Source organism: Mucilaginibacter angelicae (assembly GCF_042434235.1).
Taxonomy (GTDB): domain Bacteria; phylum Bacteroidota; class Bacteroidia; order Sphingobacteriales; family Sphingobacteriaceae; genus Mucilaginibacter; species Mucilaginibacter angelicae.
Map to the genome: position 1 here is coordinate 1 of NZ_JBHLTS010000022.1, position 23598 is coordinate 23598.

A 23598-nucleotide genomic window follows, 5' to 3' on the forward strand; every position below is an offset into this window, starting at 1 on the left:
AAAAGGTTTGTAGCATAAAAAATTATAGAAATACCCTTTGCCCCAGAGGGGCAAAACAAAACGCCTTGCTGATTAAACGACAAAGCAATTTTATGGGTTAACTTAAATCTGCGAGAGACCCTGAGGGGACATGAAACTTGCAGAGGACCCTGATGTATACACCATACAAACCCGCTGTTCTCTATGTCGAGAAAACGCGGTGAACCTCAGGGTCCTCTGCGAGAAACCCTGAGGAGACATAAGACACCCTGAGGGGACATAAACAAAAAAACGTCATTACGAGGAACGAAGCAATCCCAAACTGTACAGGGCGGACCTGCTAATCGGGGATTGCTTCGTTCCAGCAATGACGCGTATTTTTTATGCTTTTCTTCTCTAAATTACTCACATAACCCGGATCAGCTTTACGCCATGCGGTGGTATTTTGAAAGTGTACTTGTGGTTAACCGCTATCAGGTATTTCTGTTCCCAAACATCACGGGCTTTGGTAAAGCCTTTTAACAGCTTATCATTAGCATCCAGGTTAACGGTTTGATATTTATCAGATATGTTAAAGAATCCTATGGCTTTTTCGCCTTTGTTAAGCTCCTTCACCCAAATCTGTTGCTCATCTGTTTTAACAGCCTGTCTTGCACCTTTGCCTAAAGCATCCTGGTCAATAGCCAACACTTCATCATTGGTTAGCAAACTCAGTGTAAACCTGTCCAAATGGCCCATATCGCAACCAATCAATAACGGTGCCGACAATAAGCTCCATAAACTGATGTGTGTATATTGCTCGTCATAAGTTAAACGGCTGTTGTGCAGGCTTGGCCCCCAGCCTACTTTGCCCACAACCAGCATATCAGGATCATTAAAATGCCCCGGACCTGCATAAGGCGAAGCCGGGTCCTGCCCAAAGCCAATATCGCTCATACTTCTCCAGGTATCCTGGATATCGCCGGTTGTACGCCAGCTGTTACCACCAGTTTCGGCACCCCATTTCCAAACATCGCCCCAGCCATACTGGCAAAAGCTAAACATAATATCGCGGTTCACCTTGTTTAAAGATGCACGCATGAGCTCGTATGGTTTCTTTAAGGCGGGCAGGTCGGGATGCGGCGGAGTAACTTCCGAATAAGAGCACCAGTCGTATTTCAAATAGTCAAAACCCCAGTCAGCATAGGTTTTGGCATCCTGGTCTTCATGCTGCCAGCTGCCCAAAAAGCCACCGCAGGTGCGCGGGCCTGGCGATGAATAGATGCCGGTATGCAAACCAAGACTATGCACATAATCGGTTAAACCCTTCATATCCGGAAATTTGCTGTTAGCTACAATGGCGCCGTCTGCCGCGCGGTTTTCAGCTTCCCAGCCATCATCTATATTAATATAGTTCCAACCGTAAGCGCCCAATTCTTCCGACATTTCTTTGGCCGAGATCTTTACCTTTTCATCGTTTACGCTCAAACCCCAGGCATTCCAGCTGTTCCAGCCCAGGGCTGGGGTAAGACCAATTTTATCGCCGATGCTGATAGTAAGCGTTTTGGCTTTGCTGCCTAAGCTATTGGTAACAGTAAGCGTAACCGGGTAATCACCTTTTTGATTGGTTACACCTGTAATGATACCTGTTTTAGCATCAAGCTTTAAACCTGCAGGCAGTCCATCCGCTTTGTAGGTAAGCGGCTTTTTGCCGGTAGCGGGGATCAAATAAAGGAAAGGGTTACCCGGTCTGGCCCCGTAAACATCGGCACCATTAATTTTTGGTTTAGCCGATGGATAAGGCGTAAGGATATAAGGCGTGGTTTCGGTTTTAACAATGTATTTACCCGATTTTTGATCACTGAAAGTATAGGCGATGGTATAAGATTTTTTGGCTAACCGGGCTATTACAAACGAATAAGTAAAAGGCTTGCCTGCGGTAAAGCTTGCCGGGTTTGTTTTTTCGTAGATGACCGCGCCTGTTTCAGGGTCTGTAACTTTAAAAGCCAAAGTACCCTGATACTGGTATTTATTGGTAGTTACCAGTTTAACCGACTTGGCCAGGCTGTTATTTTCCTGGAAGCTGTAATCGCCGTCGGTATTAACTGTAACGTGATCCATTACGTCGGCCATGCCGAGGGTAAAATTATCACCGTAAATACCGCCGTCGCCCCCTGTATCATATATGCGGATGGCAAGCACGTTTTCTTTATCCCATAAAATAGCCGGATCAGCAGCCGGGATATTATAGGTACGCGGCCCGTAATTTCCATCTTTAATGGTTCCGCTGCGGCCGCCGTACTTGGCAATCAGCTTTCCGTTCAGGTATACTTCGTCGTTATCATCCACACTGGCCAGGCTTAACCGGAGACTATCCTTTAAATATGCTTTTTCTCTAAGCGATGAAGGGATCACCAAATGGATGCGGTACCAGCCAAAGCCATCGTAATTTGGATGTCCTTGTGGTTCCCAGGAGTGGGCAACATCAATATTTTGCCAATTTTGATCATTAAAAGTTGGTGATGACCATTGGGCAGAATCGCCCACGGCAAATTTCCAGCCTTTGTTAAGCTGAACATCCTGTGCCGAAGCGCCAAGGTAAGTGCCGCCCAGCAAAAGCAACATGGTAAAGATCTTTTTTATCATTGTAGGTTGTTTAAAATGTATTGCGAAACAGGATTTCGCACGGTTAGTATATGCTTTTTAAAGGTACAAGGATTTTGAATAATTAGAAATGTATTGTTAACATTTATATAACAACATTCAAAAAACACCCACAAATACAACTCAATGTAAAAAAGCATCCTTTGAGTTAACCATCAAGCTGTTGTAGTACAGTTTTTGTTTATAAACCGATAACACCAACGCAAGTAAATTTAATGTACAGTTTACGATTTGGTTTAATATCGATTATACATTTACTGGTGAAAACAATAGCAATGAAAAAGACCTTTTTAACCTTAGCCCTTGCAACATTTTGCTTTGTGGCCTGCTTTGCCTCCATTGCCGGAATTGCCGGTAAATGGGAAGGCAAACTTGAAACAGAAACCGGTGAGGTTTACCCGCTGCTTTATAATTTTCAGATTGATGGCGATAAATTAACCGGCACAGCCAAAACCCCAAAGGGTGATATGCCTATTGAAGACGGCAAAATAACCGGCAACGATTTTAAATTTACTGTAAGTATCGAAGATATCCATATTGCCCACACAGGCAAATTTTATGGCGATTCGGTTGGTGTGGATATTGAGGCTAATGGCTCAAAAACGCATACAACATTAAAAAGAGCTCAATAACCTTGATATTTCTGATTTATGGATTGCATGATATTTAAATCGCATAAAATATTAGGTAATCATTTCATCCTATAAATCAAGGTTCTTATATTTATAAACCAAATCAATATTTTATGAAAAGAAAAATTTTTACTACTACACTACTGGTAGGCTGCTTTATGATATGCCTTGCCGCTATAGCTGATTTAAACGGCAAATGGGCCGGCAAACTTACTACAAGCGATGGCCAGGAGTATCCTTTGCTATATAATTTTAAGGTTGATGGCGATAAACTAACCGGTACAGCCTTAACCCCCGAAGGCGATGTTGACATTAAAGAAGGCAAAACCAATGGTACCGATTTTTCATTTACAGTAGCTACCAGCGGTATCACCATCCCGCATACAGGCAAATTCATGGGCGATTCGATCAGCGTTGAACTGGATATCAATGGCTCAAAAAGCAGCTCGGTATTGAAAAGACCAGTTGAGAAGAAATAAGTTCATCCTTTTGTCATGCTGAACATAGTGAAGCATCTTCTTCGCTAAACATGCGAATACGCAAGGCGCAGAAGATCCTTCGTTCGTCAGGATGACAAAAAACAGGAAATAAAAAAGCAAAACCTTACCTCCCCGTAAGGTTTTTGCTTTTTTATTAAACTTAAAGGCAATAAAATTGTATATAGTTTAAATTACAGCATATAGGTATCTGCTTAAACTATATCAACAATGAAAAAGGAGCTCCTGGTGATCAGTGCGTTTGTCATTATTACCGCTTTTAGTTTTATTTCGATGGCCGATATCAACGGCAAATGGATAGGTTCATTAAAGCTTCCGGGCGATGATCATTTCCCTTTAAGTTACACTTTTAAGGTTGACAGCGGCAAGCTTACCGGCACCGCACATGCCCCGCAGGGCGATGTAACTATTACAGATGGTATGATCAATGGCGATAATTTTTCATTCAGCATCCCGGTGCCGGGAGGCAGCTCACCCCACACCGGTAAGGTTTATGCAGATTCTATAGGTATGGACCTGGTTTACAAAGGCCAGCATATGCACGCTACTTTAAAACGCGACAAATAAAGCAACCCATTTATCACGTTTAACTGTTTATTTAATTTACAAATTGCTTATTAAGCGCACAGGGTGTACATTTGCGCCATGCTGCAACGTATTACAGCCTATTTACTCATCTTTTCGCTGATCACGGTCAACTTCTCGCGCTTTTTCATTTTCGCGGGTTTTGAGCTGAACAGGAATTACATTGCCACCAAGCTTTGCGAAAACAGGAACAAACCCTGGCTGCATTGCGACGGTAAATGTTACTTTGCGAAAAAGATCAAACAGGCAGAGGACAAGCAGGCCAGCGACGAAAGGCAGTCGCAAAAGAGCCTCTTCCAGGAGGTTTATGTCATCAGTACAACTGATGTAAAATTCCACTCCAGCCTGTTGCAGGTTATTTTAACCCCCTACACCCCAACCGTACCGGCCGATCGCCCGGTTACGATATTCCAGCCTCCGCAGTTAGGATAATCATTTCATTTTTATTGGTTTTTGGTTGATGATATTGGATAGTTATGCCTATCGTATAACTACAACCATGTCATTGCGAGCGTGGCAATCGCATGCTTTACAAAGTGAACTTGTATAGTTTGTCATCGGTTCGTACTTGCTATTTATGATCAGATTTAAACATTCCGTCATTGCGAGGTACGAAGACAACCGACCGTAGGGAGTTCATTAATACATATAAAAAACAAATTATAAGTATTAATAATCCCAAACTGTACAGAGAACCATGCTTGGCCGCCCTGCTAATCGGGGATTGCTTCGTACCTCGCAATGACGAGAAGTATAATTCATTTTATCCCTCATCAATAGCCACACCCTACTTCTACCCATTTTTTACACCGGGAGGCAATTCCCGTAATACTATATAATGAAACGATATTTAATCCTATTTATAACTTTTATACTTTTTAAAACACTGGCTTTCGGCCAAACTACCATACAAGGCACTGTTACAGATGCCAATACCCACGAAGCCATAGCGGGCGCATCAATCTGCAACGCAGATATTCAAAACAGCGCAAAACTGGGTATGACCAATGCCAAGGGCCATTTCAGCATCAATGTGCAAGGTGTTACCCGGCTTAAATTTGCCATGGTTGGTTACAGCGCGCGCATTATTGAAGTCCCGACCATGAAAGGCCAAAAGCTCGATGTTGCATTAGAGCCTTCAACCGTCGATCTGCAGCCTGTGGTGGTAACCGCCAGTCGTGAAGGCCAGGCGAGGCAGGATGCACCTATTGCCATCAGCAAAATTAACTCTACCCAAATAAAGGATACCAAAGCTACCGCGCTTTACCAGTTGCTTAACAAAGTAGCCGGGGTTTATATGGTGAACCTCGGTAACGAGCAACATACCATGGCTATCCGTCAGCCTATCACTTACAACGCGCTTTATTTGTATATGGAAGATGGTTTGCCTATTCGCCCTACGGGCATCTTTAACCATAACTCGCTGTATGAGATCAACATGTCGGGCGTAAAGGATATTGAGGTGATTAAAGGGCCTGCATCATCTCTGTATGGCAGTAACTCCATTGGCGGCGCGGTTAACTTTATCACCCAGGGGCCGCCTACCGGCTATGCAGGCAATATTGCTGTTCAGGGCGATAACTACCATTACCGCCGCGTTGATGCCGATGGTGGTTTTACACAAGGCAAATTTGGTTTATACGTTGGCGGCTATGTTGCCCATCAAACCGATAGCTGGCAGGATTATTCTGATTTTGACAAGTACTCGGCCAATTTTAAAACCACTTATGATTTCAGCGCCAAAACCAAACTGACCACCTCGGCAGCCTACAATTATCTTAACACCCAAACTCCGGGCAGTTTGGACAGCGCACATTTTTACGACCGGAGCTATGGATCCAATCAGCGTTTTACCTATCGCAAGGTAAAATCGTTCCGTGCCAGCACCCGGTTAGATCATCAGTGGAATGACAAGAACAGCACTTTTGTAACGCTGTTTTTCCGTGGCAACTCAACCGCACAATTACCAAGCTATTTTATATCCGACGTTCGCGATGCCAATGGCGTTTACAAAAGCAGCAACGGCCAGGTGAATGATCAAAAATTTAACAGCTATGGCTTGCTGGCCCAACACCGGGCTGATTTTGATTTTCTGCACTCAAGATTGATTGGCGGCGTTTATATGGACGACAGTCCAAGCTCGTATTATGCCCAGTACCTTGATATCACCAAGGATGTAGCTAACAACTACTACACCAGCTTCAGCAATACCGGCAGGTACATTGATAACTACAAGATCAAATTGTTTAATACAGCGGCTTATGTTCAGTACGAGATCAGGCCGGTAGAAGCCCTGCGCATAGTGGGTGGTTTACGGTACGACAGAGTTCATTACAATTTTGATAACCAGATCCCTGCCGGGCAAACCAAGTACAAACAACAGGAAACCAACAATTTTAACATTGTTGCCCCCAAACTGGGCCTTACCTATAATTTTGGCAGCAACAAAGGTTTTTATGCTAACTATAGTGTAGGTTTTCAACCGCCCGAAACCGGTGATTTGTACAGCTCACGCCAGCTTACCCAGCTTAAACAAGCCACTTTTGATAATTACGAAGCCGGCGGCTGGTTCTCGGCTTTCAACAAAAAGCTATATTTTGAGTTGAGTGTATTTGATTTGGAAGGCCACAACGAAATCATTAACCAGTTGCTGCCCGATAACACCACGCAAAACCAAAATGCAGGTGCAACACGCCACCGCGGTATTGAATACTCACTTACTTTGGCACCGGTTAAAGAGCTTACCTTCAGATTTAGCGGCACCAATGCAAAACATACTTATGTTGAGTACAGCGAGGTAACCACCAATTACACTACCGGCACCAACACGGTAACCAATTACGATGGTAAACGGATGAACAATGCACCGGCCTGGATTGCCAACTCCGAGCTTACTTACAAACCCCAATATCTGCCCGGTTTCAGGATAGCGACAGAGTGGCAGCACATTAATCAATATTTTACTAACCCGGCCAATACCAAAACTTACTCGGGCTATGATATTTACAACCTGCGCTTAGGTTATGATGTTAAAAGCAGCGTATTAAAAGGTGCGGGCATCTGGTTCAATGTGCTTAACTTAACCAACAAGCTTTACGCTACCACGGTAACCAGCAGTCAGTACGGCGATACCTATAACGCCGCGCCGCCGCGTACTTACACTTTAGGCATCAGTTATTCATTTTCAAAATATTGATCAATGGCATCAGCAGCAGTAAAAAGCAACTTTTATAAATGGCACCGGGTGCTGGGCTTAACAGCCCTCATCCCGGTGATCTTTTGGACACTGAGCGGGCTTTCGCATCCCTTCATGTCAAACTGGTTCAGGCCGTCAATAGCACAGGAGGTATTCAAACCTTTGGTTCAAAGCCAGATGAAGCCGGCGCTCAGTATTCAACAGGTACTGGACAAAAACAATATCGCCGCCATCCGGAATTTCGGATTAGTAAATTTTAATCATAACACTTTTTACCAGGTGCTGGATAAGGATAGTGTGTACACCTACTATTCGGCCAACGATGGCGTGTTACTTAAAGATGGCGACAAGCTCTATGCCACTTATCTTGCCCGTTATTTTACACAGGATTCAACATCCAACATTAAAAAGATCAATTACCAAACAACTTTTGATGGGCAATACCAGCCCATCAATCACCTTTTACCTGTTTGGAAAATCAGCTTCGACCGCCCGGATGGCATGGATATTTATATTGAAACCAGCCAAAGCCGCATGGGTACTTTTAATAACAATACCCGTAAAGCGTTTTTGTGGCTGTTTGAGCAGTTCCATACCTGGCAGTTTCTGGCCGATATTGGCGGCGATACTTTCCGCAATGTAGTATTGCTCATCATCATGACGGTGATGCTGTGTGCCCTCATCAGCGGCTTAACCGTGTACGGTTTAATGTGGAAGAAGTTTAAATCCATCACTGAAAAACGTAAAGAAAAAGGCGGAGAGGATAAACGCATTGTTCATCGTTTTCACCGGCAGATAGGGCTTATTGTTTCTTTTGTGATGTTCACCTTTGTAATCAGCGGGGCATTTCACCTTGCAGTAAAGCTACACAATACTGAAACACCTAAAGCCGATTACAGCCAGGTAATAAACAGGAAACAGCTGGCGATATCCAATTTGCAGCTTTCCCTTGCCGATAGCCTTATTAAAAGGGTAGCAGTTGTTAGCTTTGATAGCAACACTTATTACCAGGTAACCGATAACAAAAAGCAAATCGCTTACTTCAACACCTTAACCGGCAAAGAGCAAATGAATGCAGATGAGGATTATGCCCGCTTTTTAAGCACTTATTACCATACCCACCAGGATCCCGATAAGTTTTACGGCAGGGTAAAAGTGAACCAGGTAAAGCAGTTTGATAACGAGTACGGTTTTATTAATAAACGCCTCCCGGTTGAGCGGGTAAGCTATGCCGATGGTAGTAATTGGTACATTGAAACTACCTCATCAAAACTGGCTACGAAAGTCGCAGGAATTGACAGGGCAGAAGGGCTTTCTTTTATATTTTTACACAAGTATTTTGGCATGACCTGGGCGGGTAAAAACATCCGCGATATAGTAAGCATGCTGGCCGCCTTAGGTGTGCTGGTAGTATCATTGTTCGGGTTGGCCTCATTCATCAAAAACAAATAATCAATGAAAAAAAGCTTTATTATTTTAGCCTTAGCTGGCCTTGCTCTTGGCGCCTGCAACAGTGCAGTAAAAAGTACTGCCAAAACCGACAGCACCGCAACCGTAAAGAAAAAAGGCAAATACACCTGCACCATGCACCCCGACCTTACTTTTGATAAACCCGGCACCTGCCCTAAATGCGGCATGGCTTTGGTTGAAAGGGATACTACGGAGGACAAGAAGTAACAGAAAAAAATGTCATTGCGAGGAGCTGGCTGTGGCTCGTGTCAGGGGAAAGCGACGCGGCAATCTCATAGCTATGCATAGCCGACAGGAATAGCTACGAGATTGCCACGCTGCGCTCGCAATGACATAGGTTTTATAATATAATAACACCTCACAGCAATAACGCTTTTTTGTTTTGCTATCTTGCGCACGTTTGCAACGTGTGCTTAATGTGGTTTGGCGATTGTATCGCCAGTGTGTTACGTTAAAAACGTAAGCCCATGTTAAGCACTCGTTAAAAACGAGCACAATTTTTGTTTGCTTGGTCCGGCCACAACAACTATTTCGGAAGATTTTATAATTCCCTCCCTTGGGAGGGGTGCGGTGGGATGTGTATTGGCAGGGAGGGGTTTATACATCATTAACGCAAATAAGTCTGGCGCAAAACCCCTCCTACCCCCTCCCAAGGGAGGGAATCGCACAATCCCGCACTTTCTTATTCCTTCCGAACACTTGTGGTCCCTCACAAACAATACAACAAATATCCCGTTATACCCCTTGTTACAAATAATTCATTAATTTTGGCGCTGATGAAAAAGGTGGAAGTATTAAAAATGATCGACTTGGTTGAAGAGATCAAGAAACTTGATGAGCTCATACAACAAAGCCGTAAGAAAAAAACTTCTGATTTTGTGATCAATCAATATGAGGCAAAAAAGCTAAAACTCATCGGTTCCACCATCGCTGAACTGGCCTCCGCCCCCATTCAATCTGTTGAAAGCTACCAGCTTATTCAAAAAATCCTGAATAAATACTATCCTAACCTTTCTGAAGATACATTGCTTAACGATGATGATATCAGCAAAATAGCAACCGCTATTTAATTAAAACCGCTTATTTAAAAAGGGGGATAAATTGATGCCGTTTGCTCCAGCGATTCATCACCTTTCCAAAACATTGTACCGGGGTGAAAATGTTTCCATGAATGCCAGTATTCCTGGTAGGCCTGTATTTTAGTAAGGCGCTGCCCTTTTTGTGAACCTGTTAAACATAAGCCGTCCCAATCCCAAACAGAAGCTGTTTCCTCGTCGGTAAGCATACCTTTATCGTCCAGCTTAAAATGGAGGGTTTTGCCATTTACTGATGTATTCCAGGCGTGGTAGCTCAGGCTATCCTTTTCAATACCTATCAGCAGCGAACTTTTGTCCAGTTCATCATTAAGAAGGCGCTTAGCATACATATGGCGCCAGTCGTAGGCTTTGGCTTTCCCGTTAATGATCACGCCTATCACCCAGCTTTTACGCATCAGGGAGTCCTTGTTTTTTATGCTGCTATCGCGATCAACAGCCTGTACACGGTCGTAGTTTTTCAGGTCAGCATAATCGGCTGTGTATAACCTGTCAGGTTGTAAAATGAGCGTTTCAGGGTGTTTCTGAAGCCAGGCAGCAAGGGTTAACTGCTCATAAGGCAGCTCTGTTAACTGTTTTCCTTTCAACTCACCAACAGCAGCATTACCGGTAGCCTGGTACCACCAGGTTTTGGTGCTTTCGTCCTCAATAATGGCGTTATAATGCCTTGCCCCTACCAGTCGGAAATTTTGCCTCACCCCATTAATAATTGGGCTGTAAACCCTCCCGGTACGGCACATCGTACAATAAGTTACAAGTACTGGTTTGTTACCCACATCATCCTGCAGCTTATGATGATAACCCAGGTATATGAGCGGATAAGCCTTGGCCACGCCGTTATTTACAACACCAACCACCAGGTAACTTAAAGGCACCCTGTTACGCAAGCCATTGGCAAAAACAGCTTTTTCTGTTTCTTTAAACATGGTTTCGGCCTTGTACATATAATCAGTTATATAAAAGCTGCCTATGCAAAGCACAAAAACTGCGGCCTTAACAGCCTTTTGTTTAAAGGTATTTTTGGTATAGAATTTAAATAAGTACCAGACAATGAACAGCAGCCCTATCAACCGCAGGGGCATGATCACTTTTTCGAGATAATAACAAACGGTTATGGCATTCAGATCCTGGCTGCCGGGAAAAGGCATTAACAGGTAAGCATGAATAAGACCGGGTACCACCAGTAAAATGATACCTATCCAAAATATTTTAGCACTGTTCCATCTCATGCTTAATCCTCAGCAATGGGCTGTTATCTCAATAAGTTTATAATCGGTTTATAATTTCCTAATTTATAAAAAATTACAATTACAAAAACTATCTCTCAATAAATAATTACTTAACCAGGTTTATGGCATATAATGAGCCGTCGGCACTACCAAAATAAATCACATCACCGGCAATTACCGGCGATGAAACTATAGACCCAAGCGTGTATAATTTATCCATTACCTCAATGCCTGTCTGGTAAAGACTGTTATCAGCACCTTTTGCTGCATGATCAAAATTAAGAGTATCCTGTTTTAAAATCGTAGCAGCATTTAAATTCCGGCCTGTGGTTTTAAATACGCCGGTAGGTTTACCCGATGCCAGATCGACAGCAAAAAGTTTACCCGTAAAATCGCCAAAAAAGGCAGTACTTGCCGACAACGCTGGCGACGAATACAGATACCCATTACCTTTATAGCTAAATTTAGGTTTACCGGTAAGCGCATCGGCAGCTACAAATAAGTAAGTATCGGATGTACCGAAATACACCGTGTTATTTTGTATAGCTGCTGTGGTAAGGATCCACGAGTTATTGGCATTGTATTTCCAGGCCAGCGTACCATTCTCCGCATTAAGCGCATAAAAATAACTATCCCTCGATCCAAAATAAACCATTCCGTTACTACAGGCCGGCGAAGCCTGAACCCCTTCAAGCAAATGATAAACCGGGTGATCGGCTGTTTTAAACTTCCATACCAGCTTACCATCGTTGGCATTTAAAGCATACAGGTAAGTATCCCAGCTGCCAAAATAAACCTTCCCATTGTATAATGCCGGGCTGGTGTGAATAATACCATTTGTTTTAAAAACCCATTTTAGCTTTCCCGTACCCGCATCTAACGCATAAAACTTACTATCGCTGCTGCCAAAATATACGGTGGGATTTTTTGCATCATCATCAAACACAGGCGATGACAGGAAAAAATCATACAGGTCATCCATGTATTTATTAAGCGGTTTCATAGTCCACAGACCCTTGGCGCCCACTTTTCGCTCCCCACCTGTTTTAAATTTCCAGTTTAGCTTCCCGGTTTTTGCGTTGAGCATATAGTAATAACCATCATAACTGCCAAAGCAAATAGTATTGCCCTGTACGGCTGGCGATGAGCTTACAGCACCGCCAGTGGTAAACTTCCAAACCTGTTTACCGCTTTGTAAATCAACGGCATAAAGGTTATGATCTTCGCTGCCTATGTAAACCATACCACCGGCAACCGCAGGCGATGAAAATATTTTTCCCTTTGTAGCAAATTTCCATTTTAAGCTGCCGAATGCGCTATAGCTTTTTGTGGTATAAACACCGGTATGCAGTGCATTTGCAGCAAAGGATGTATTTGTTAACGAATCGTTTTTTTGGGCACAGGCAGTGATACTACCCAGCAGGGCAATTATGGTAAGGTATTTTCTCATTAATTACAGGATGATAATTCAGGTACACAAGTATAGGCATACTTACCTGTATGAACATGATCAATAACTAATAAATGTAATTACCGCTGCGGTTTTTCCAAGCTCCGCACCCTTGATCTCTACTTTGCTGCCTTTTTTAAAGCCGAAGCATTGCCATCAAAAAAATGCTGCCTGTCAACCGCCAATCCGTTAAATTTTACGTTGGCCTTACGGGGATAGCAATCCTTATGCATTAAATTTGTTTAAACATTTAAAAAGAAGAGATGAAAGTAGAAATATGGTCGGATGTGATGTGCCCGTTTTGTTATATAGGCAAACGCAGGTTTGAGGAAGCACTTGCCGGGTTTGAAGGCAAAGAGCAAATTGAGATTGAATGGAAAAGCTTTCAGCTAAACCCCGATCTTAAAACCAACCCCGATATCAGCATCAACCAATACCTGGCCGATATAAAAGGATGGACACTTGAGCATGCCGAACAGATGAATGATCATGTTACCCAAATGGCGGCACAGGCCGGACTAACCTATGATTTCAGCAAATCAATTGTGGCTAATAGTTTCAATGCGCACCGTATGGCGCACCTTGCTAAAAAACATGGCCTGGGAGATGCCGCCGAAGAAGCCTTGTTCAGGGCCTATTTTACCGAAGGCCGCAATATTGATGACACTCAAACACTCATTGAGCTGGGTACTGCAATAGGGCTGAACACTGAAGAAATTAAGCAAACACTTGAAAGCGGCAGCTATGCCGACGACGTAAAACATGACATAGCCGAAGCACAATATTTAGGTGTACGCGGTGTTCCGTTTTTTGTAATGAACCGCAAATATGCTGTATCCGGCGCACAGGAAGTAGCAGTATTTAAAGATACACTTGCAAAATCATTTGCCGGCTGGCAGCAGGAAAACCCCAGGCCTGCATTTGATATTATTGAAGGCGAATCATGCGGACCCGACGGAGATTGTAAATAATTGAAAATATTGTAAACTTTTCTTAACATTATTTGTATCAAATAATTCCGGCAATACGTACAAAGGGCTGAAATGCTTATATTTAATGCATTAAAACTACAGCTTAAGCCCTTTGTATATGAAAAAAATCTACTATAAAGTATTTATCCTGCTTTTAGTAACAGCTTCAGTAAGCAGTTGCAAGCTCGACCCGCCTCTCGGCCCTGATAAAGAAACAAAAGCGATTGCTGTAACCCCTACCACTGGAACGGGTACTGGTACTGGAACAGGTACTGGCACCGGAACAGGTACTGGAACCGGCACTGGAACAGGAACAGGTACAGGTACTGGTACTGGCACCGGAACAGGTACAGGTACTGGTACTGGTACAGGAACGGGTACAGGAACGGGTACAGGAACTGGAACGGGTACTGCTGATGATGGCTCCGATTACCCGGCCGCTGCACAGGGAACCATCTCATACCAGATTGATGGCGGTGCCAAGATTGTAAAGAGTGGGCCAACACTTATCTCAAATGATCCAAACATCTTTTCTGATAAAGGTCAAACTATTGTATCTTATTTTACCACTACAGAGTCATTTCAATTAGTGGCGAACACGCTCTCTGCCGGTACTTATGATATATCAACGATGAGTGTAACTACAGACGGAACTTTTGCAAGCGGCAAAGTTAAATTTACTACATTAAATCATTCAAGCTCTATTAAAGGAAATGCAATAGGTACATTTAAGGCACAATTTGAAAATTTCAGTACCGGGGCAACACATACTATTGTAGGCTCATTTAACGTAAAAGGTTAACAACCGGGCAATAAAATACAATTTAAAAAGCGGTCATTTTTAACCTTTTACAGGTAAAATGACCGCTTTTGCATTTTAAACAACAGTTAATTCACCAAAAAGTAAAAAACGATTTAGCTTGTTAAAAATACAATTAATTGCTTTATATTTGTATCCGTCCGGCCATAGTGTCAAATTGACACTATGATAATATTTTAACATGAACAATATCCCACCAAAAACAGATGCTATAAACAGGTTAACGCTCCGCATTGCTGTGGGCGCTATGTTTTTTATGGCGGGGTTAAGTTTTTCAAGCTGGGCATCGCGCATTGCTACCGTTCAGCAAACTTTAGGTTTATCAGATGCCGGATTGGGTGCTGTGTTATTCGCTTTACCGGTTGGCCTGATGTGCTCCCTGCCCTTTTCGGGCTGGATCATCACCAAAATAGGCAGTAAAAAACTGGTTATAGCAGCCTTGCTGGTTTACGCGGTTGCATTGGTAAGCCTGGGCCTTGCACAAAATACATTTCAGCTTATCATATGCCTGCTATGCTTTGGCTTTGCAAGCAACTCCGTAAATATTGCGGTAAATACGCAGGCAGTAGCTACAGAGCAGCTTTATCAAAGGCCTATTATGGCGTTTTTTCATGGCTTGTGGAGCCTGGCCGGGTTTGCAGGTGCAGGTATAGGCACATTTATGATAGCCAAGGGTGTTATCCCTTTTCATCATTTTTCATTAATGCTGATAGTGATAGCAATTGGTGTGGCTGTAGCTGCCCGCTACCTGAAAGATGATAAAGTAACCGATACCGGGCCCGTGTTTGTAATGCCCGATAAATCGCTTATCAAATTAGGCGTAATTGCGTTTTGTTCGATGATTTGCGAAGGAGCAATGTTTGACTGGAGCGTGATCTACTTTAAAAAAGTAGTACTTGCCCCCGAAACATTGGTTGGCATAGGCTTTACTACTTTCATGTTCACCATGGCGGGAGGCCGCTTTATTGCCGACTGGTTTGCGCATAAGTTTGGTTTAAAACGAACTTTACAGGTTAGCGGCTCATTAACTGCGACCGGCTTGCTGATAGCTGTTGCCTTCCCTTATGTTTACACAGCCATGGCAGGCTTTTTACTGGTAGGCGCCGGCGTATCATCCGTGGTGCCAATGGTATACAGTGCGGCAGGTAAATCAAAAACGATGTCGCCTGGTGTTGCTTTGGCAGCAGTATCAACCATTGGTTTTATGGGCTTTTTGATTGGCCCGCCGGTTATAGGTTTTATAGCAGGAATTGCTACCCTAAGGGCTTCATTTATCCTGATAGCCTGCATGGGCGTTTCTGTAGTGATTGTATCAACCCTGGCCAAAATTGATTCGGATGATGCCAAAGAAGAATTACCAGCCGAAACAACAACCGTTGATTTTAGTCCCCCTGTTCCAAATCCTCAGCAGCAGGATTAAGCAGGTATTCAAACTGCTCGTACCCGTTGTGGAAAATAAACTTCAGCCTCTCCTTCGGTAAATTAATATCCAAAGCCATCAGCGCCAGTGTTTGCGGCAAATTATCCCTGATCAGTTTCAGATCTGTAACATGGGGCATTTCCACAAAAATATCATCACCCTGCGGTTTTATCTCCCAATCTTGTAAATGGGCGCTTTTCAATGTACTTATCCATTTTTGCTGATAACTGTTCATAATATTCCGGTTTCATTGGTAAATGTGATATAGCCGGTTTTTGTTTTAATGAGATTTAACAGGCAGGTCATTTCGGCCAAAAATCAAACTTAATTCCTTATTTTAGGCCATCTATGAAACAAAGCTACCCTATTGATAAGATCACCAAACCGGTAAGCAAATTCATACACCAGGAACATACCGGCGGGATAGTGCTTTTTATCAGTGTGCTTATCGCTATCATATGGGTAAACTCGCCTTTTCAGCACAGCTACCATGAACTTTGGGACCTCAAACTATCGCTCGGTTTTGATAAATATGTTTTAAACCATCCCCTGCACCTCTGGATCAATGACGGCCTCATGGCTCTGTTTTTCTTTGTGATTGGCCTGGAACTAAAACGTGAGTTTATGGCCGGCGAATTATCATCCCTAAAAAAGGCCTCGCTCCCTATGTTTGCCGCTTTAGGCGGGATGCTGGTACCTGCTTTGATCTTTTTCCTTTTCAACATAGGTAAGCCATCAGCACATGGCTGGGGCATCCCCATGGCTACAGATATTGCCTTTGCCCTGGCTTTATTATCTGTGGCGGGCAAACATATTCCATCATCGGTAAAAGTGTTCCTATCGGCATTAGCTGTAGCCGATGATCTTGGGGCTGTTTTGGTTATCGCCATATTTTATAGCAGTCATATAGCGCTTTTACCACTTACTGTTGGGATTTGGCTGCTGGTACTGCTGCTTATAGGCAATAAAATGGGCATCAGGAGTACTGCATTTTACCTGATAATAGGCTTTGCTGTTTGGATAGCCTTTTTACTTTCGGGCGTGCATGCAACTATTGCCGGGGTACTGGTTGCTTTTACCATTCCCGCGCGTACCCGCATCAGCGAGACAGGTTATGCCCAATCGGTAAAGCAATACCTTACCGATTTTGAAAACGAACAGCCCAACAACAGCACGCTTGTAACAGCGGAGCAGCATCATATTATTGATAAAATAAAAAAGCTAAGCCTCGATGCCGAAACACCGCTGCAAAAAATTGAGCACGCCCTGCATCCATGGGTAGCTTTTATCATTATGCCGCTTTTTGCTTTGGCCAATGCCGGGATTGAGATCGGTCACGATTTTTTTTCGGCGCTGGTTAATCCCGTTAGCATAGGCGTAACTGTAGGATTACTTGTGGGCAAGTTTACAGGTGTATTGCTCTTTACCTGGCTCATGGTAAAGTTTGGCGCCCAATTACCGGCTGGCTCATCATGGAAACAAATGGCCGGTGTAGCATTATTGGCCGGTGTTGGTTTCACTATGTCATTGTTTATATCTGCATTAGCCTTTAATCATGCCGAAATGATTGACCAGGCCAAATATGGGATTTTGCTGGCTTCGTTACTGGCAGGGATATCGGGAGTGGTTGTTTTAAGAGCCCCCCAGCCCCCTAAAGGGGGAGCTTCTGATTAGTGGCTTTTCCAATTCGGTTTGCCATAAATTCCTAAAGGCGTTATCCGGTTTTGAAAAATGGTTTGAGGGCTGTTATAAAATTTTATAAAATCATCGGCACTAATTTGGCCGGGGTATGGTACATAATAGTGATGATCGTTTCCGTTGCGCCAGGCCATTACATAGGATACTTTATGTTTAGCGAGGGTTTGCAGCAATACATCCGTCCACCAGTTAGCCATGGGGATGCCTTCGTAACCGGTTTCGGGCAGGCATGATATTTTATGGTGTTTTATGGCGATGGCATCAACAATGGCAAGGCGTTTATCCAGCTTAGCTTGAAAACTTTCAACATTCTGTCTACAGTAATTATCAAAGCCGATAAAATCGGCATAAGCATCGCCGGGGTAGCGTTCCAAAAACTCATCTTCTGATTCAAAATCGGCCGCCGAATATACGATGAGCAGGTTATGTAACTTCTTTTTATCCCTCAGGTAATCGATAGTAAAACGCCACAGGCTTTTAAATTCATCGGGCGTGCTCGTGTTTTTGCACCACCAAAACCAGTTACCGGTAAGCTCATGAAAAGGGCGGAACAATATCGGGATAGCCTCCCCCTCCGGCCCCTTCATATCAGCTAAATAACTGGCGGCACGATCAAGGTAAGCAACATACACATCATGGAACGCGCCACCGGGGATAAGATCTTTTACGGTACGCTGCGTGGTATCCCAGGCGGTTTTGCCATTAGCCGGGTTATCCATATGCCAGCAAAAAGTATTGATACCGCCGCGCGCATAAACATCCTTAACAAACTGTTTTTGCTGCTTAAAGGGAATACCATTAATATCATGAATGCTGTCATGCTCAATCCGGGCCAGATCCCAACCGTACATGGCAGGATATGACCCGGTAACACTTTTCACATCAGAGCCATCGGCATTATTGCGCCAGCCCACACCGTAGGCCAAATCATCGTGATGGCCAAATATCACACCTACGTTCAACAGGCGCTGCATACTGTAAAAAAGCTGCCGGGTTTCGGCGGTAGCTTTTTTATCGGCGGGTTCAAACAGTTGCGCCATAGCGGTTGAGCTATTGATCAGCAGGCATAAAATAACAATCCCCTTAAAAACCTTCCTTATCAGCATTTCTCTTTATTTCTTATTACTTAGCTTGTTTGTAGAGTTCATTTTTATCCAAACATCGCGTAGCTTATAATTTTCATTAATCTACACGCTGTTTAATTAAACCATTCAATAAAATCATTGCCGTTGACTTCAGTCAACGGAATAATAATAGTAAAGTAAATGGCTTTAGCCAAAATACCGCTTGAATTTTGGCTAAAGCCCAATTGTTCGTTTCTTTTACCGTTGACTAAAGTCAACGGCAATGAATGACTTTCATTTTTAAACAACACCCAAATTAACGCTTTCAAAACAAAACACAAGCCATCACAAATAGCCTACATTATTTCTTATCGGCCACCAAAAACACCACTCCCCTTGCCGGTACACTTACTTTAATACCCCCACTGGTACCGGTTGAACTTGCCGCTATAGTTTTATAATTTGACGGCCCGCCATAAGCAATTGCCGGGCCATTGCCGTTCACCAGCACCTTACCCGAAAACTCGCCGTTATCGGTGCCTCCTTTTAGGGTATAGTAATAGTAATTGCTGCCTGTATAGTAATTTTTAAAGTTGATGTTTACTACCTGATCGGTTGTGCTTTTGTTAACCAACACTACTCCAGCCTCACCCGAATTGAACGATGAGGCATAACTCACAATATCCGAACTTCCGGTAACCGACGAGCTGATCATTCTGTCGCCAAAATATTTCTGAAAGTAATACAGGTAATAAAATGCGGGGCGTGGTGTAAAATCCGGTGCATCCGGCTGACCGATGCTGAACAAACCATGATCATCACCTACAGGTGTTGTACTCCAGCTATTAGCTAAATCCCACCTGCTGGCTTGTCCATATTGATCTTTAATAATTTCGCCCAAAACCATTACAGCATGTACCCCGGCAATGTTGGAGATCTGCTGTTTTGAACCTGATGAAAATATATTCCATTCGGTAAGTGCAACAGGTTTTTGTGGCACACCCGCCGTTTGTATCGCCCCTTTAACATAATCCATCATCGTTTTTGAGGATGCCGGGGCCGTGTTAAGGATAGTTATAGCGTTTGAATTTTCATTATAATTAGTGTAGTAATTATGCACTATAAAAAAGTCGGCCTTATCACCTATTTGCCCTAATGCACCAGGGTTCCAATTGGCTACAATGGTAGGGTTTGAATTATCGGCACTTTCATGCAATACAGCGCCAATTTTTATAGTTGCGCCAATATCGGCTGCTGCTTTGCGCATCGAATCAGCAAAAACCTTAAAATGCTTACCATAAAGATCGCCGGTGATTATAGCGGGCTGACCATTTTTATTTTTACTTACATCAATGCGGTAGCAGGCCTCCCAGTTACCATAACACTCGTTGCCGACTTCCCAATATTTGGTTTTGCCTTTATCATACCGTACCCATTGCGCAGCCAGGTGCGCGGCGGCGGCCACGGGATCATTGCTGGTGCCGTACCGTGCATAGGCATAATTAACCGTGATAATACCGGTAGTATTTGTTTTTTGAAGCAGACTGTAGTAATTACTTAAACTTAAAGACCAGCTATCATTTACATTACCACTCCAGTAACCGGTATTCGTATCAACCGAACCATCCGGTTTCAGCGGGTGATCAGGCACATCGGCAGGTTTGCCATAAGCAGGTAAATCCCAAAAGTAGATATCAGATAAACTGCCTCCTGGTGCCCGGATGATATTTGGCGACAGGTTAGTGATATTGGTTACCGTACCGGCATCCGTATACTGACCTGTAAAAGGGTTAATATTATTGCCGAACAAGTATTTAGATACTTTTGACACCACCTGGCTAAAATCGGCCGTAACAGTTATTGATGTGCTGGCCGTTGGCTTGGCAGCATCAACAGTGGCCGGTTTAGTGAAAGTTTTACCCTGCCAGTCGTCAAGGAAAAAGCCCTGCGTTGCCGCCACCGAAGGATCGGTTGGTGCAGTAATAGGGCCTGTTGCACCACCATTGCCGGGATCAACAACAACTGGCGTTGGATCAGGCGCAGGTTTGCTGCTCTTTTTACATGCCCCCGTGAACAGGAGGGCGAGCGGAAGAACCGCTATGAATGTTTTTAATAATTTCATTTCAATATTTTTATCCGTTTAATAATTTCTATACATGCACGGCTGTTGTGGTAAGGGCATTTCCAAAGCCCTGCTTTATCCTCACCTGGCATAATGCTGCCATCGGCCTTAATGCCCCAAAACCATTCACCGTTTTGTTTATCTAATATTTTATCTTTTACAAAAGCCCAGTTATGAAGGGCTAATTGCAGGTATTTATCATTGCTGCTTACCTGCCAGGTGTTGTAAAAACCTACCATGGCTTCGGCTTGTACCCACCAATGCTTTTCTTTAATGAGATGATCGCCTGCCGGTTCATATTCGTACCATAAACCGCCATCGGTATCTAAACCCTGTATAGTTGCTTCTGCTATCGCGATGCAAATACCATTGATCCTTGTTATCATTTCATGATTGCCAATAGTTTCGGCGGCTTCCAGCAAAAGCCAGGTAGCTTCAATATCATGTCCGTATGATACCGTGTCCGACCGGCGGTTCCAGTCTTCATCAAAAAACAGTACGAGGTGCCCTGCTTCGGCATCAATAAAATGATCAAAGAAGTTATTGATCAGGGTTTCTATCTGCTGTTTAAGTCCGTCATTGGGCCAGATGCGGTACAGGTTGGTATAAGCTTCCAGCACGTGCAGGTGGGTGTTCATGGTCTTTTTTTCGTTGGCGTCCTTTGCACTTAGCCGCAGATCGCCGAGCGGCTGCCAGTCGCGCGTGAAAGCTTCGAGATAACCGGTTTTATCCTGATCATAACTTTTATCAACTAAAAGGTGATACAGACTGATGGCTTCTTCCTTTACCGTTTCCGATTTTGAAGCTATATAATATTCACTGAGCGCGTAAATGGTAAAAGCGTTGGCATACACCTGTTTTTTGGTGTCGAGCTTATCGCCTTTATAACCAACCGACCAATACACACCGCCAAACTCATCGTCAACAAAATGAGCTTTGATATAATCATATGCCCGTTTAGCTGCCTGCAAATAAGCTTCATCAGGATTTTGATTATAAGCAGCAGAAAAACTCCACAGGATCCGTGCGTTTAAAACAGAGCCTTTAGCAGCACCGGGAGTCACTTGGTTATCATTGTCGATCTTGCCCCAAAAACCGCCGTTTACTTCATCTACAGTATGGTTGAGCCAGTAGTTGAGGATATTTTTCAACTCTTCGGTTAGCTCGTTGCTGAAGATAGCAAGCTGATCTTTTGAAACAATGTTTAATGATTGAAGCGTATTATTTGTCATAGTTTACAGGCACACCACCTCCATAACAGCTTTTAACATACTGTTGAGTGGTGTTTGATTTTAGATGTTTAGTAAATAGTAAGGTGTTGTTGAGCGTGTGTTTTGTCGCGTGAAAAGAACACACCCCTCCACCCCTCTCAAGAGGGGAATCGCACCGCCCCTGCTTTGAAAGATGTATTTATAATCGCCATTCAAATTCCCCTCTTGAGAGGGGGTGCATTGGGTGGCGTGGTAGCAGGGGTGTGTTCTTCGCGCGAAAAGCCCCTTGCTTTGAAACACTTAAGTCTTTACTCAGGCGCTGGCTTCCTGTAACTGACCTAAACCCTTATTTTTATCAATAATATTATACACTACCTGCACCGATGAGGCCGAACGCAAGCCATCTGTTGGCGTGTTCATGGCATAGTCTATCAGTTTATCAACCGTGGTGGTGGCTACGTGCATCCTGGTATCCGATGATGCGTAATAAACATAAACAGTACCATCGGCATCAACTATCCAGCCATTGCAAAACACTACGTTTGATACATCTCCTACACGCTCATCGCCTACCGGTGCCAAAAAATAACCGGCCGGCTGGTAAATTACCCGGGTAAGGTCATGCAAATCGGTCATGAACATATACAGTACATAACGTAAGCCCGCAGCAGTATTACGCACGCCATGGGCAAGGTGCAGCCAGCCTTGCTCTGTTTTGATTGGCGCCGGGCCCTGGCCGTTCTTGGCCTCGTAAACTGTATGGTAGTTTTTATTATGGATAATGGTTTCCTGGTCAACCGCCGCGTTCTCCATAGTATCACAAAGGCCAAAACCTATGCCGCCGCCTGTACCTGCGCTGATAAAACCATCCTGCGGACGGGTATACAAGGCATATTTACCATCAACAAACTCAGGATGCAATACAACGTTGCGCTGCTGAGGCGAATTGGTTTTCAGGTCGGGCAGGCGCTCCCATTTCACCAGGTCCTTTGTACGGGCAATACCACAGGCTGCTATCGCCATCGACTGATCATGCGATGGCGCCTCCGGATCGCGGCGCTCGGTGCAAAACAAACCGTAGATCCAACCATCTTCATGCTGGGTAAGGCGCATATCATACACATTGGTGTCGGGCTCATCGGTTTGAGGCAATTCGATTGGATAATCCCAGAATCTAAAACCATTGATACCATCAGCACTCTCGGCCACTGCAAAAAATGACTTCCGGTCGGCCCCTTCAACGCGGGCTACCATGAGGTATTTGCCGTTAAATTTTATAGCGCCGGCATTAAAAACCGCATTGATCCCAAAGCGCTCCATTAAATGCGGATTAGTTTTGGTATCAAGATCATACCGCCACTCAAGGGGGGTGTGGGCGGCAGTAAGCACAGGATATTTAAACCGGCTAAAAATGCCGTTGCCTGTTTCCTCAACCTGGTTTTGCCGGTTAATTAATTGCGCTTGTTCGGCCTGTAATTGAATGAGCCTTTGGTTAAATTCCTGCGTCATATAGTTTT

At 43.8% G+C, this 23598-nt stretch carries 20 protein-coding genes; 12 read left to right on the forward strand and 8 right to left on the reverse strand.

Going from position 1 to position 23598, the window contains the following annotated elements; translation table 11 throughout:
• Window positions 1-384 precede the first annotated feature (384 nt).
• Complete coding sequence (locus tag ACFFGT_RS12350) at window positions 385-2604, reverse strand: putative Ig domain-containing protein (RefSeq protein ID WP_377022843.1); 2220 nt, start codon at window positions 2602-2604, stop codon at window positions 385-387.
• 293 nt (window positions 2605-2897) lie between these two features.
• On the opposite strand from ACFFGT_RS12350, the gene ACFFGT_RS12355 reads away from it, so the two are divergent.
• From ACFFGT_RS12355 to ACFFGT_RS12390, 8 genes are all read left to right on the forward strand, one after another.
• Window positions 2898-3254: a hypothetical protein gene (locus tag ACFFGT_RS12355; protein ID WP_377022844.1), complete on the forward strand. Its 357-nt coding sequence runs from the start codon at window positions 2898-2900 to the stop codon at window positions 3252-3254.
• Window positions 3255-3367: 113 nt separating this feature from the next.
• A complete protein-coding gene (locus tag ACFFGT_RS12360; protein ID WP_377022845.1) occupies window positions 3368-3733 on the forward strand; it encodes a hypothetical protein in 366 nt (121 codons plus the stop codon).
• Window positions 3734-3961: 228 nt separating this feature from the next.
• Window positions 3962-4318, forward strand: coding sequence for a hypothetical protein (locus tag ACFFGT_RS12365; RefSeq protein ID WP_377022846.1), 357 nt, complete (start codon window positions 3962-3964; stop codon window positions 4316-4318).
• A gap of 78 nt (window positions 4319-4396) precedes the next feature.
• Window positions 4397-4768, forward strand: coding sequence for a hypothetical protein (locus ACFFGT_RS12370; RefSeq protein WP_377022847.1), 372 nt, complete (start codon window positions 4397-4399; stop codon window positions 4766-4768).
• A gap of 406 nt (window positions 4769-5174) precedes the next feature.
• On the forward strand, window positions 5175-7532 hold the full coding sequence (locus ACFFGT_RS12375; RefSeq protein ID WP_377022848.1) for a TonB-dependent receptor: 2358 nt from the start codon (window positions 5175-5177) through the stop codon (window positions 7530-7532).
• Between the two features lie 3 nt (window positions 7533-7535).
• Entirely contained in the window at window positions 7536-8984 is a 1449-nt protein-coding gene (locus tag ACFFGT_RS12380; RefSeq protein ID WP_377022849.1) for a PepSY-associated transmembrane domain-containing protein, read from the forward strand.
• 3 nt (window positions 8985-8987) lie between these two features.
• Window positions 8988-9209, forward strand: coding sequence for a heavy metal-binding domain-containing protein (locus tag ACFFGT_RS12385; protein ID WP_377022850.1), 222 nt, complete (start codon window positions 8988-8990; stop codon window positions 9207-9209).
• Between the two features lie 569 nt (window positions 9210-9778).
• Window positions 9779-10072: a hypothetical protein gene (locus ACFFGT_RS12390; protein WP_377022851.1), complete on the forward strand. Its 294-nt coding sequence runs from the start codon at window positions 9779-9781 to the stop codon at window positions 10070-10072.
• A 14-nt stretch (window positions 10073-10086) separates the two neighbouring features.
• Here ACFFGT_RS12390 and ACFFGT_RS12395 read toward each other — a convergent pair whose 3' ends face one another.
• The gene (locus tag ACFFGT_RS12395; protein WP_377022852.1) at window positions 10087-11325 is read right to left on the reverse strand and encodes a DUF3179 domain-containing (seleno)protein; all 1239 of its coding nucleotides are present in this window, start codon (window positions 11323-11325) and stop codon (window positions 10087-10089) included.
• A 106-nt stretch (window positions 11326-11431) separates the two neighbouring features.
• A complete protein-coding gene (locus ACFFGT_RS12400; protein WP_377022853.1) occupies window positions 11432-12775 on the reverse strand; it encodes an outer membrane protein assembly factor BamB family protein in 1344 nt (447 codons plus the stop codon).
• Window positions 12776-13038: 263 nt separating this feature from the next.
• Here ACFFGT_RS12400 and ACFFGT_RS12405 point away from each other — a divergent pair, with 263 nt between their 5' ends.
• The 3 genes from ACFFGT_RS12405 to ACFFGT_RS12415 all read left to right on the forward strand — a co-directional run bounded on the left by ACFFGT_RS12405 (window position 13039) and on the right by ACFFGT_RS12415 (window position 15986).
• Window positions 13039-13746, forward strand: a complete 708-nt coding sequence (locus ACFFGT_RS12405) for a DsbA family oxidoreductase (protein WP_377022854.1) — start codon at window positions 13039-13041, stop codon at window positions 13744-13746.
• A gap of 118 nt (window positions 13747-13864) precedes the next feature.
• Window positions 13865-14548, forward strand: coding sequence for a hypothetical protein (locus ACFFGT_RS12410; RefSeq protein WP_377022855.1), 684 nt, complete (start codon window positions 13865-13867; stop codon window positions 14546-14548).
• 199 nt (window positions 14549-14747) lie between these two features.
• Window positions 14748-15986 (forward strand): MFS transporter, encoded by a 1239-nt coding sequence (locus ACFFGT_RS12415; RefSeq protein ID WP_377022856.1) that lies wholly within the window; start codon window positions 14748-14750, stop codon window positions 15984-15986.
• On the opposite strand, the gene ACFFGT_RS12420 is transcribed toward ACFFGT_RS12415, so the two are convergent.
• Complete coding sequence (locus ACFFGT_RS12420; protein WP_377022857.1) at window positions 15949-16221, reverse strand: hypothetical protein; 273 nt, start codon at window positions 16219-16221, stop codon at window positions 15949-15951. The two genes, ACFFGT_RS12415 and ACFFGT_RS12420, sit on opposite strands and share 38 nt — an antisense overlap.
• Window positions 16222-16334: 113 nt before the next feature.
• Here ACFFGT_RS12420 and nhaA point away from each other — a divergent pair, with 113 nt between their 5' ends.
• Window positions 16335-17660, forward strand: a complete 1326-nt coding sequence (nhaA, locus tag ACFFGT_RS12425) for a Na+/H+ antiporter NhaA (RefSeq protein ID WP_377022858.1) — start codon at window positions 16335-16337, stop codon at window positions 17658-17660.
• On the opposite strand, the gene ACFFGT_RS12430 is transcribed toward nhaA, so the two are convergent.
• From ACFFGT_RS12430 to ACFFGT_RS12445, 4 genes are all read right to left on the reverse strand, one after another.
• The gene (locus tag ACFFGT_RS12430; protein WP_377022859.1) at window positions 17657-18790 is read right to left on the reverse strand and encodes a glycoside hydrolase family 26 protein; all 1134 of its coding nucleotides are present in this window, start codon (window positions 18788-18790) and stop codon (window positions 17657-17659) included. The genes nhaA and ACFFGT_RS12430 overlap by 4 nt on opposite strands.
• 319 nt (window positions 18791-19109) lie before the next feature.
• Window positions 19110-20870 carry an alpha-L-arabinofuranosidase family protein gene (locus ACFFGT_RS12435; protein ID WP_377022860.1) on the reverse strand — a complete coding sequence of 587 codons (1761 nt, stop codon included), beginning with the start codon at window positions 20868-20870 and terminating at the stop codon, window positions 19110-19112.
• Window positions 20867-22102, reverse strand: coding sequence for an AGE family epimerase/isomerase (locus ACFFGT_RS12440; protein ID WP_377022861.1), 1236 nt, complete (start codon window positions 22100-22102; stop codon window positions 20867-20869). The genes ACFFGT_RS12435 and ACFFGT_RS12440 overlap by 4 nt, the downstream gene beginning before the upstream one ends.
• Window positions 22103-22393: 291 nt before the next feature.
• Window positions 22394-23590 (reverse strand): glycoside hydrolase family 130 protein, encoded by a 1197-nt coding sequence (locus ACFFGT_RS12445; protein WP_377022862.1) that lies wholly within the window; start codon window positions 23588-23590, stop codon window positions 22394-22396.
• Between the last annotated feature and the right edge of the window lie 8 nt (window positions 23591-23598).

Excerpts from the sequence above, each read along its gene's own strand:
- ACFFGT_RS12435 (WP_377022860.1), bottom strand. The coding sequence starts at position 20,870 with ATGAAATTATTAAAAACATTCATAGCGGTTCTTCCGCTCGCCCTCCTG.
- ACFFGT_RS12430 (WP_377022859.1), bottom strand. The coding sequence starts at position 18,790 with ATGCTGATAAGGAAGGTTTTTAAGGGGATTGTTATTTTATGCCTGCTG.
- ACFFGT_RS12400 (WP_377022853.1), bottom strand. The coding sequence starts at position 12,775 with ATGAGAAAATACCTTACCATAATTGCCCTGCTGGGTAGTATCACTGCC.
- ACFFGT_RS12445 (WP_377022862.1), bottom strand. The coding sequence starts at position 23,590 with ATGACGCAGGAATTTAACCAAAGGCTCATTCAATTACAGGCCGAACAA.
- ACFFGT_RS12370 (WP_377022847.1), top strand. The coding sequence starts at position 4,397 with ATGCTGCAACGTATTACAGCCTATTTACTCATCTTTTCGCTGATCACG.
- ACFFGT_RS12405 (WP_377022854.1), top strand. The coding sequence starts at position 13,039 with ATGAAAGTAGAAATATGGTCGGATGTGATGTGCCCGTTTTGTTATATA.
- ACFFGT_RS12395 (WP_377022852.1), bottom strand. The coding sequence starts at position 11,325 with ATGAGATGGAACAGTGCTAAAATATTTTGGATAGGTATCATTTTACTG.
- ACFFGT_RS12440 (WP_377022861.1), bottom strand. The coding sequence starts at position 22,102 with ATGACAAATAATACGCTTCAATCATTAAACATTGTTTCAAAAGATCAG.
- ACFFGT_RS12375 (WP_377022848.1), top strand. The coding sequence starts at position 5,175 with ATGAAACGATATTTAATCCTATTTATAACTTTTATACTTTTTAAAACA.
- ACFFGT_RS12385 (WP_377022850.1), top strand. The coding sequence starts at position 8,988 with ATGAAAAAAAGCTTTATTATTTTAGCCTTAGCTGGCCTTGCTCTTGGC.
- ACFFGT_RS12355 (WP_377022844.1), top strand. The coding sequence starts at position 2,898 with ATGAAAAAGACCTTTTTAACCTTAGCCCTTGCAACATTTTGCTTTGTG.
- ACFFGT_RS12415 (WP_377022856.1), top strand. The coding sequence starts at position 14,748 with ATGAACAATATCCCACCAAAAACAGATGCTATAAACAGGTTAACGCTC.
- ACFFGT_RS12360 (WP_377022845.1), top strand. The coding sequence starts at position 3,368 with ATGAAAAGAAAAATTTTTACTACTACACTACTGGTAGGCTGCTTTATG.
- ACFFGT_RS12380 (WP_377022849.1), top strand. The coding sequence starts at position 7,536 with ATGGCATCAGCAGCAGTAAAAAGCAACTTTTATAAATGGCACCGGGTG.
- ACFFGT_RS12365 (WP_377022846.1), top strand. The coding sequence starts at position 3,962 with ATGAAAAAGGAGCTCCTGGTGATCAGTGCGTTTGTCATTATTACCGCT.
- ACFFGT_RS12420 (WP_377022857.1), bottom strand. The coding sequence starts at position 16,221 with ATGAACAGTTATCAGCAAAAATGGATAAGTACATTGAAAAGCGCCCAT.
- ACFFGT_RS12410 (WP_377022855.1), top strand. The coding sequence starts at position 13,865 with ATGAAAAAAATCTACTATAAAGTATTTATCCTGCTTTTAGTAACAGCT.
- nhaA (WP_377022858.1), top strand. The coding sequence starts at position 16,335 with ATGAAACAAAGCTACCCTATTGATAAGATCACCAAACCGGTAAGCAAA.
- ACFFGT_RS12350 (WP_377022843.1), bottom strand. The coding sequence starts at position 2,604 with ATGATAAAAAAGATCTTTACCATGTTGCTTTTGCTGGGCGGCACTTAC.
- ACFFGT_RS12390 (WP_377022851.1), top strand. The coding sequence starts at position 9,779 with ATGAAAAAGGTGGAAGTATTAAAAATGATCGACTTGGTTGAAGAGATC.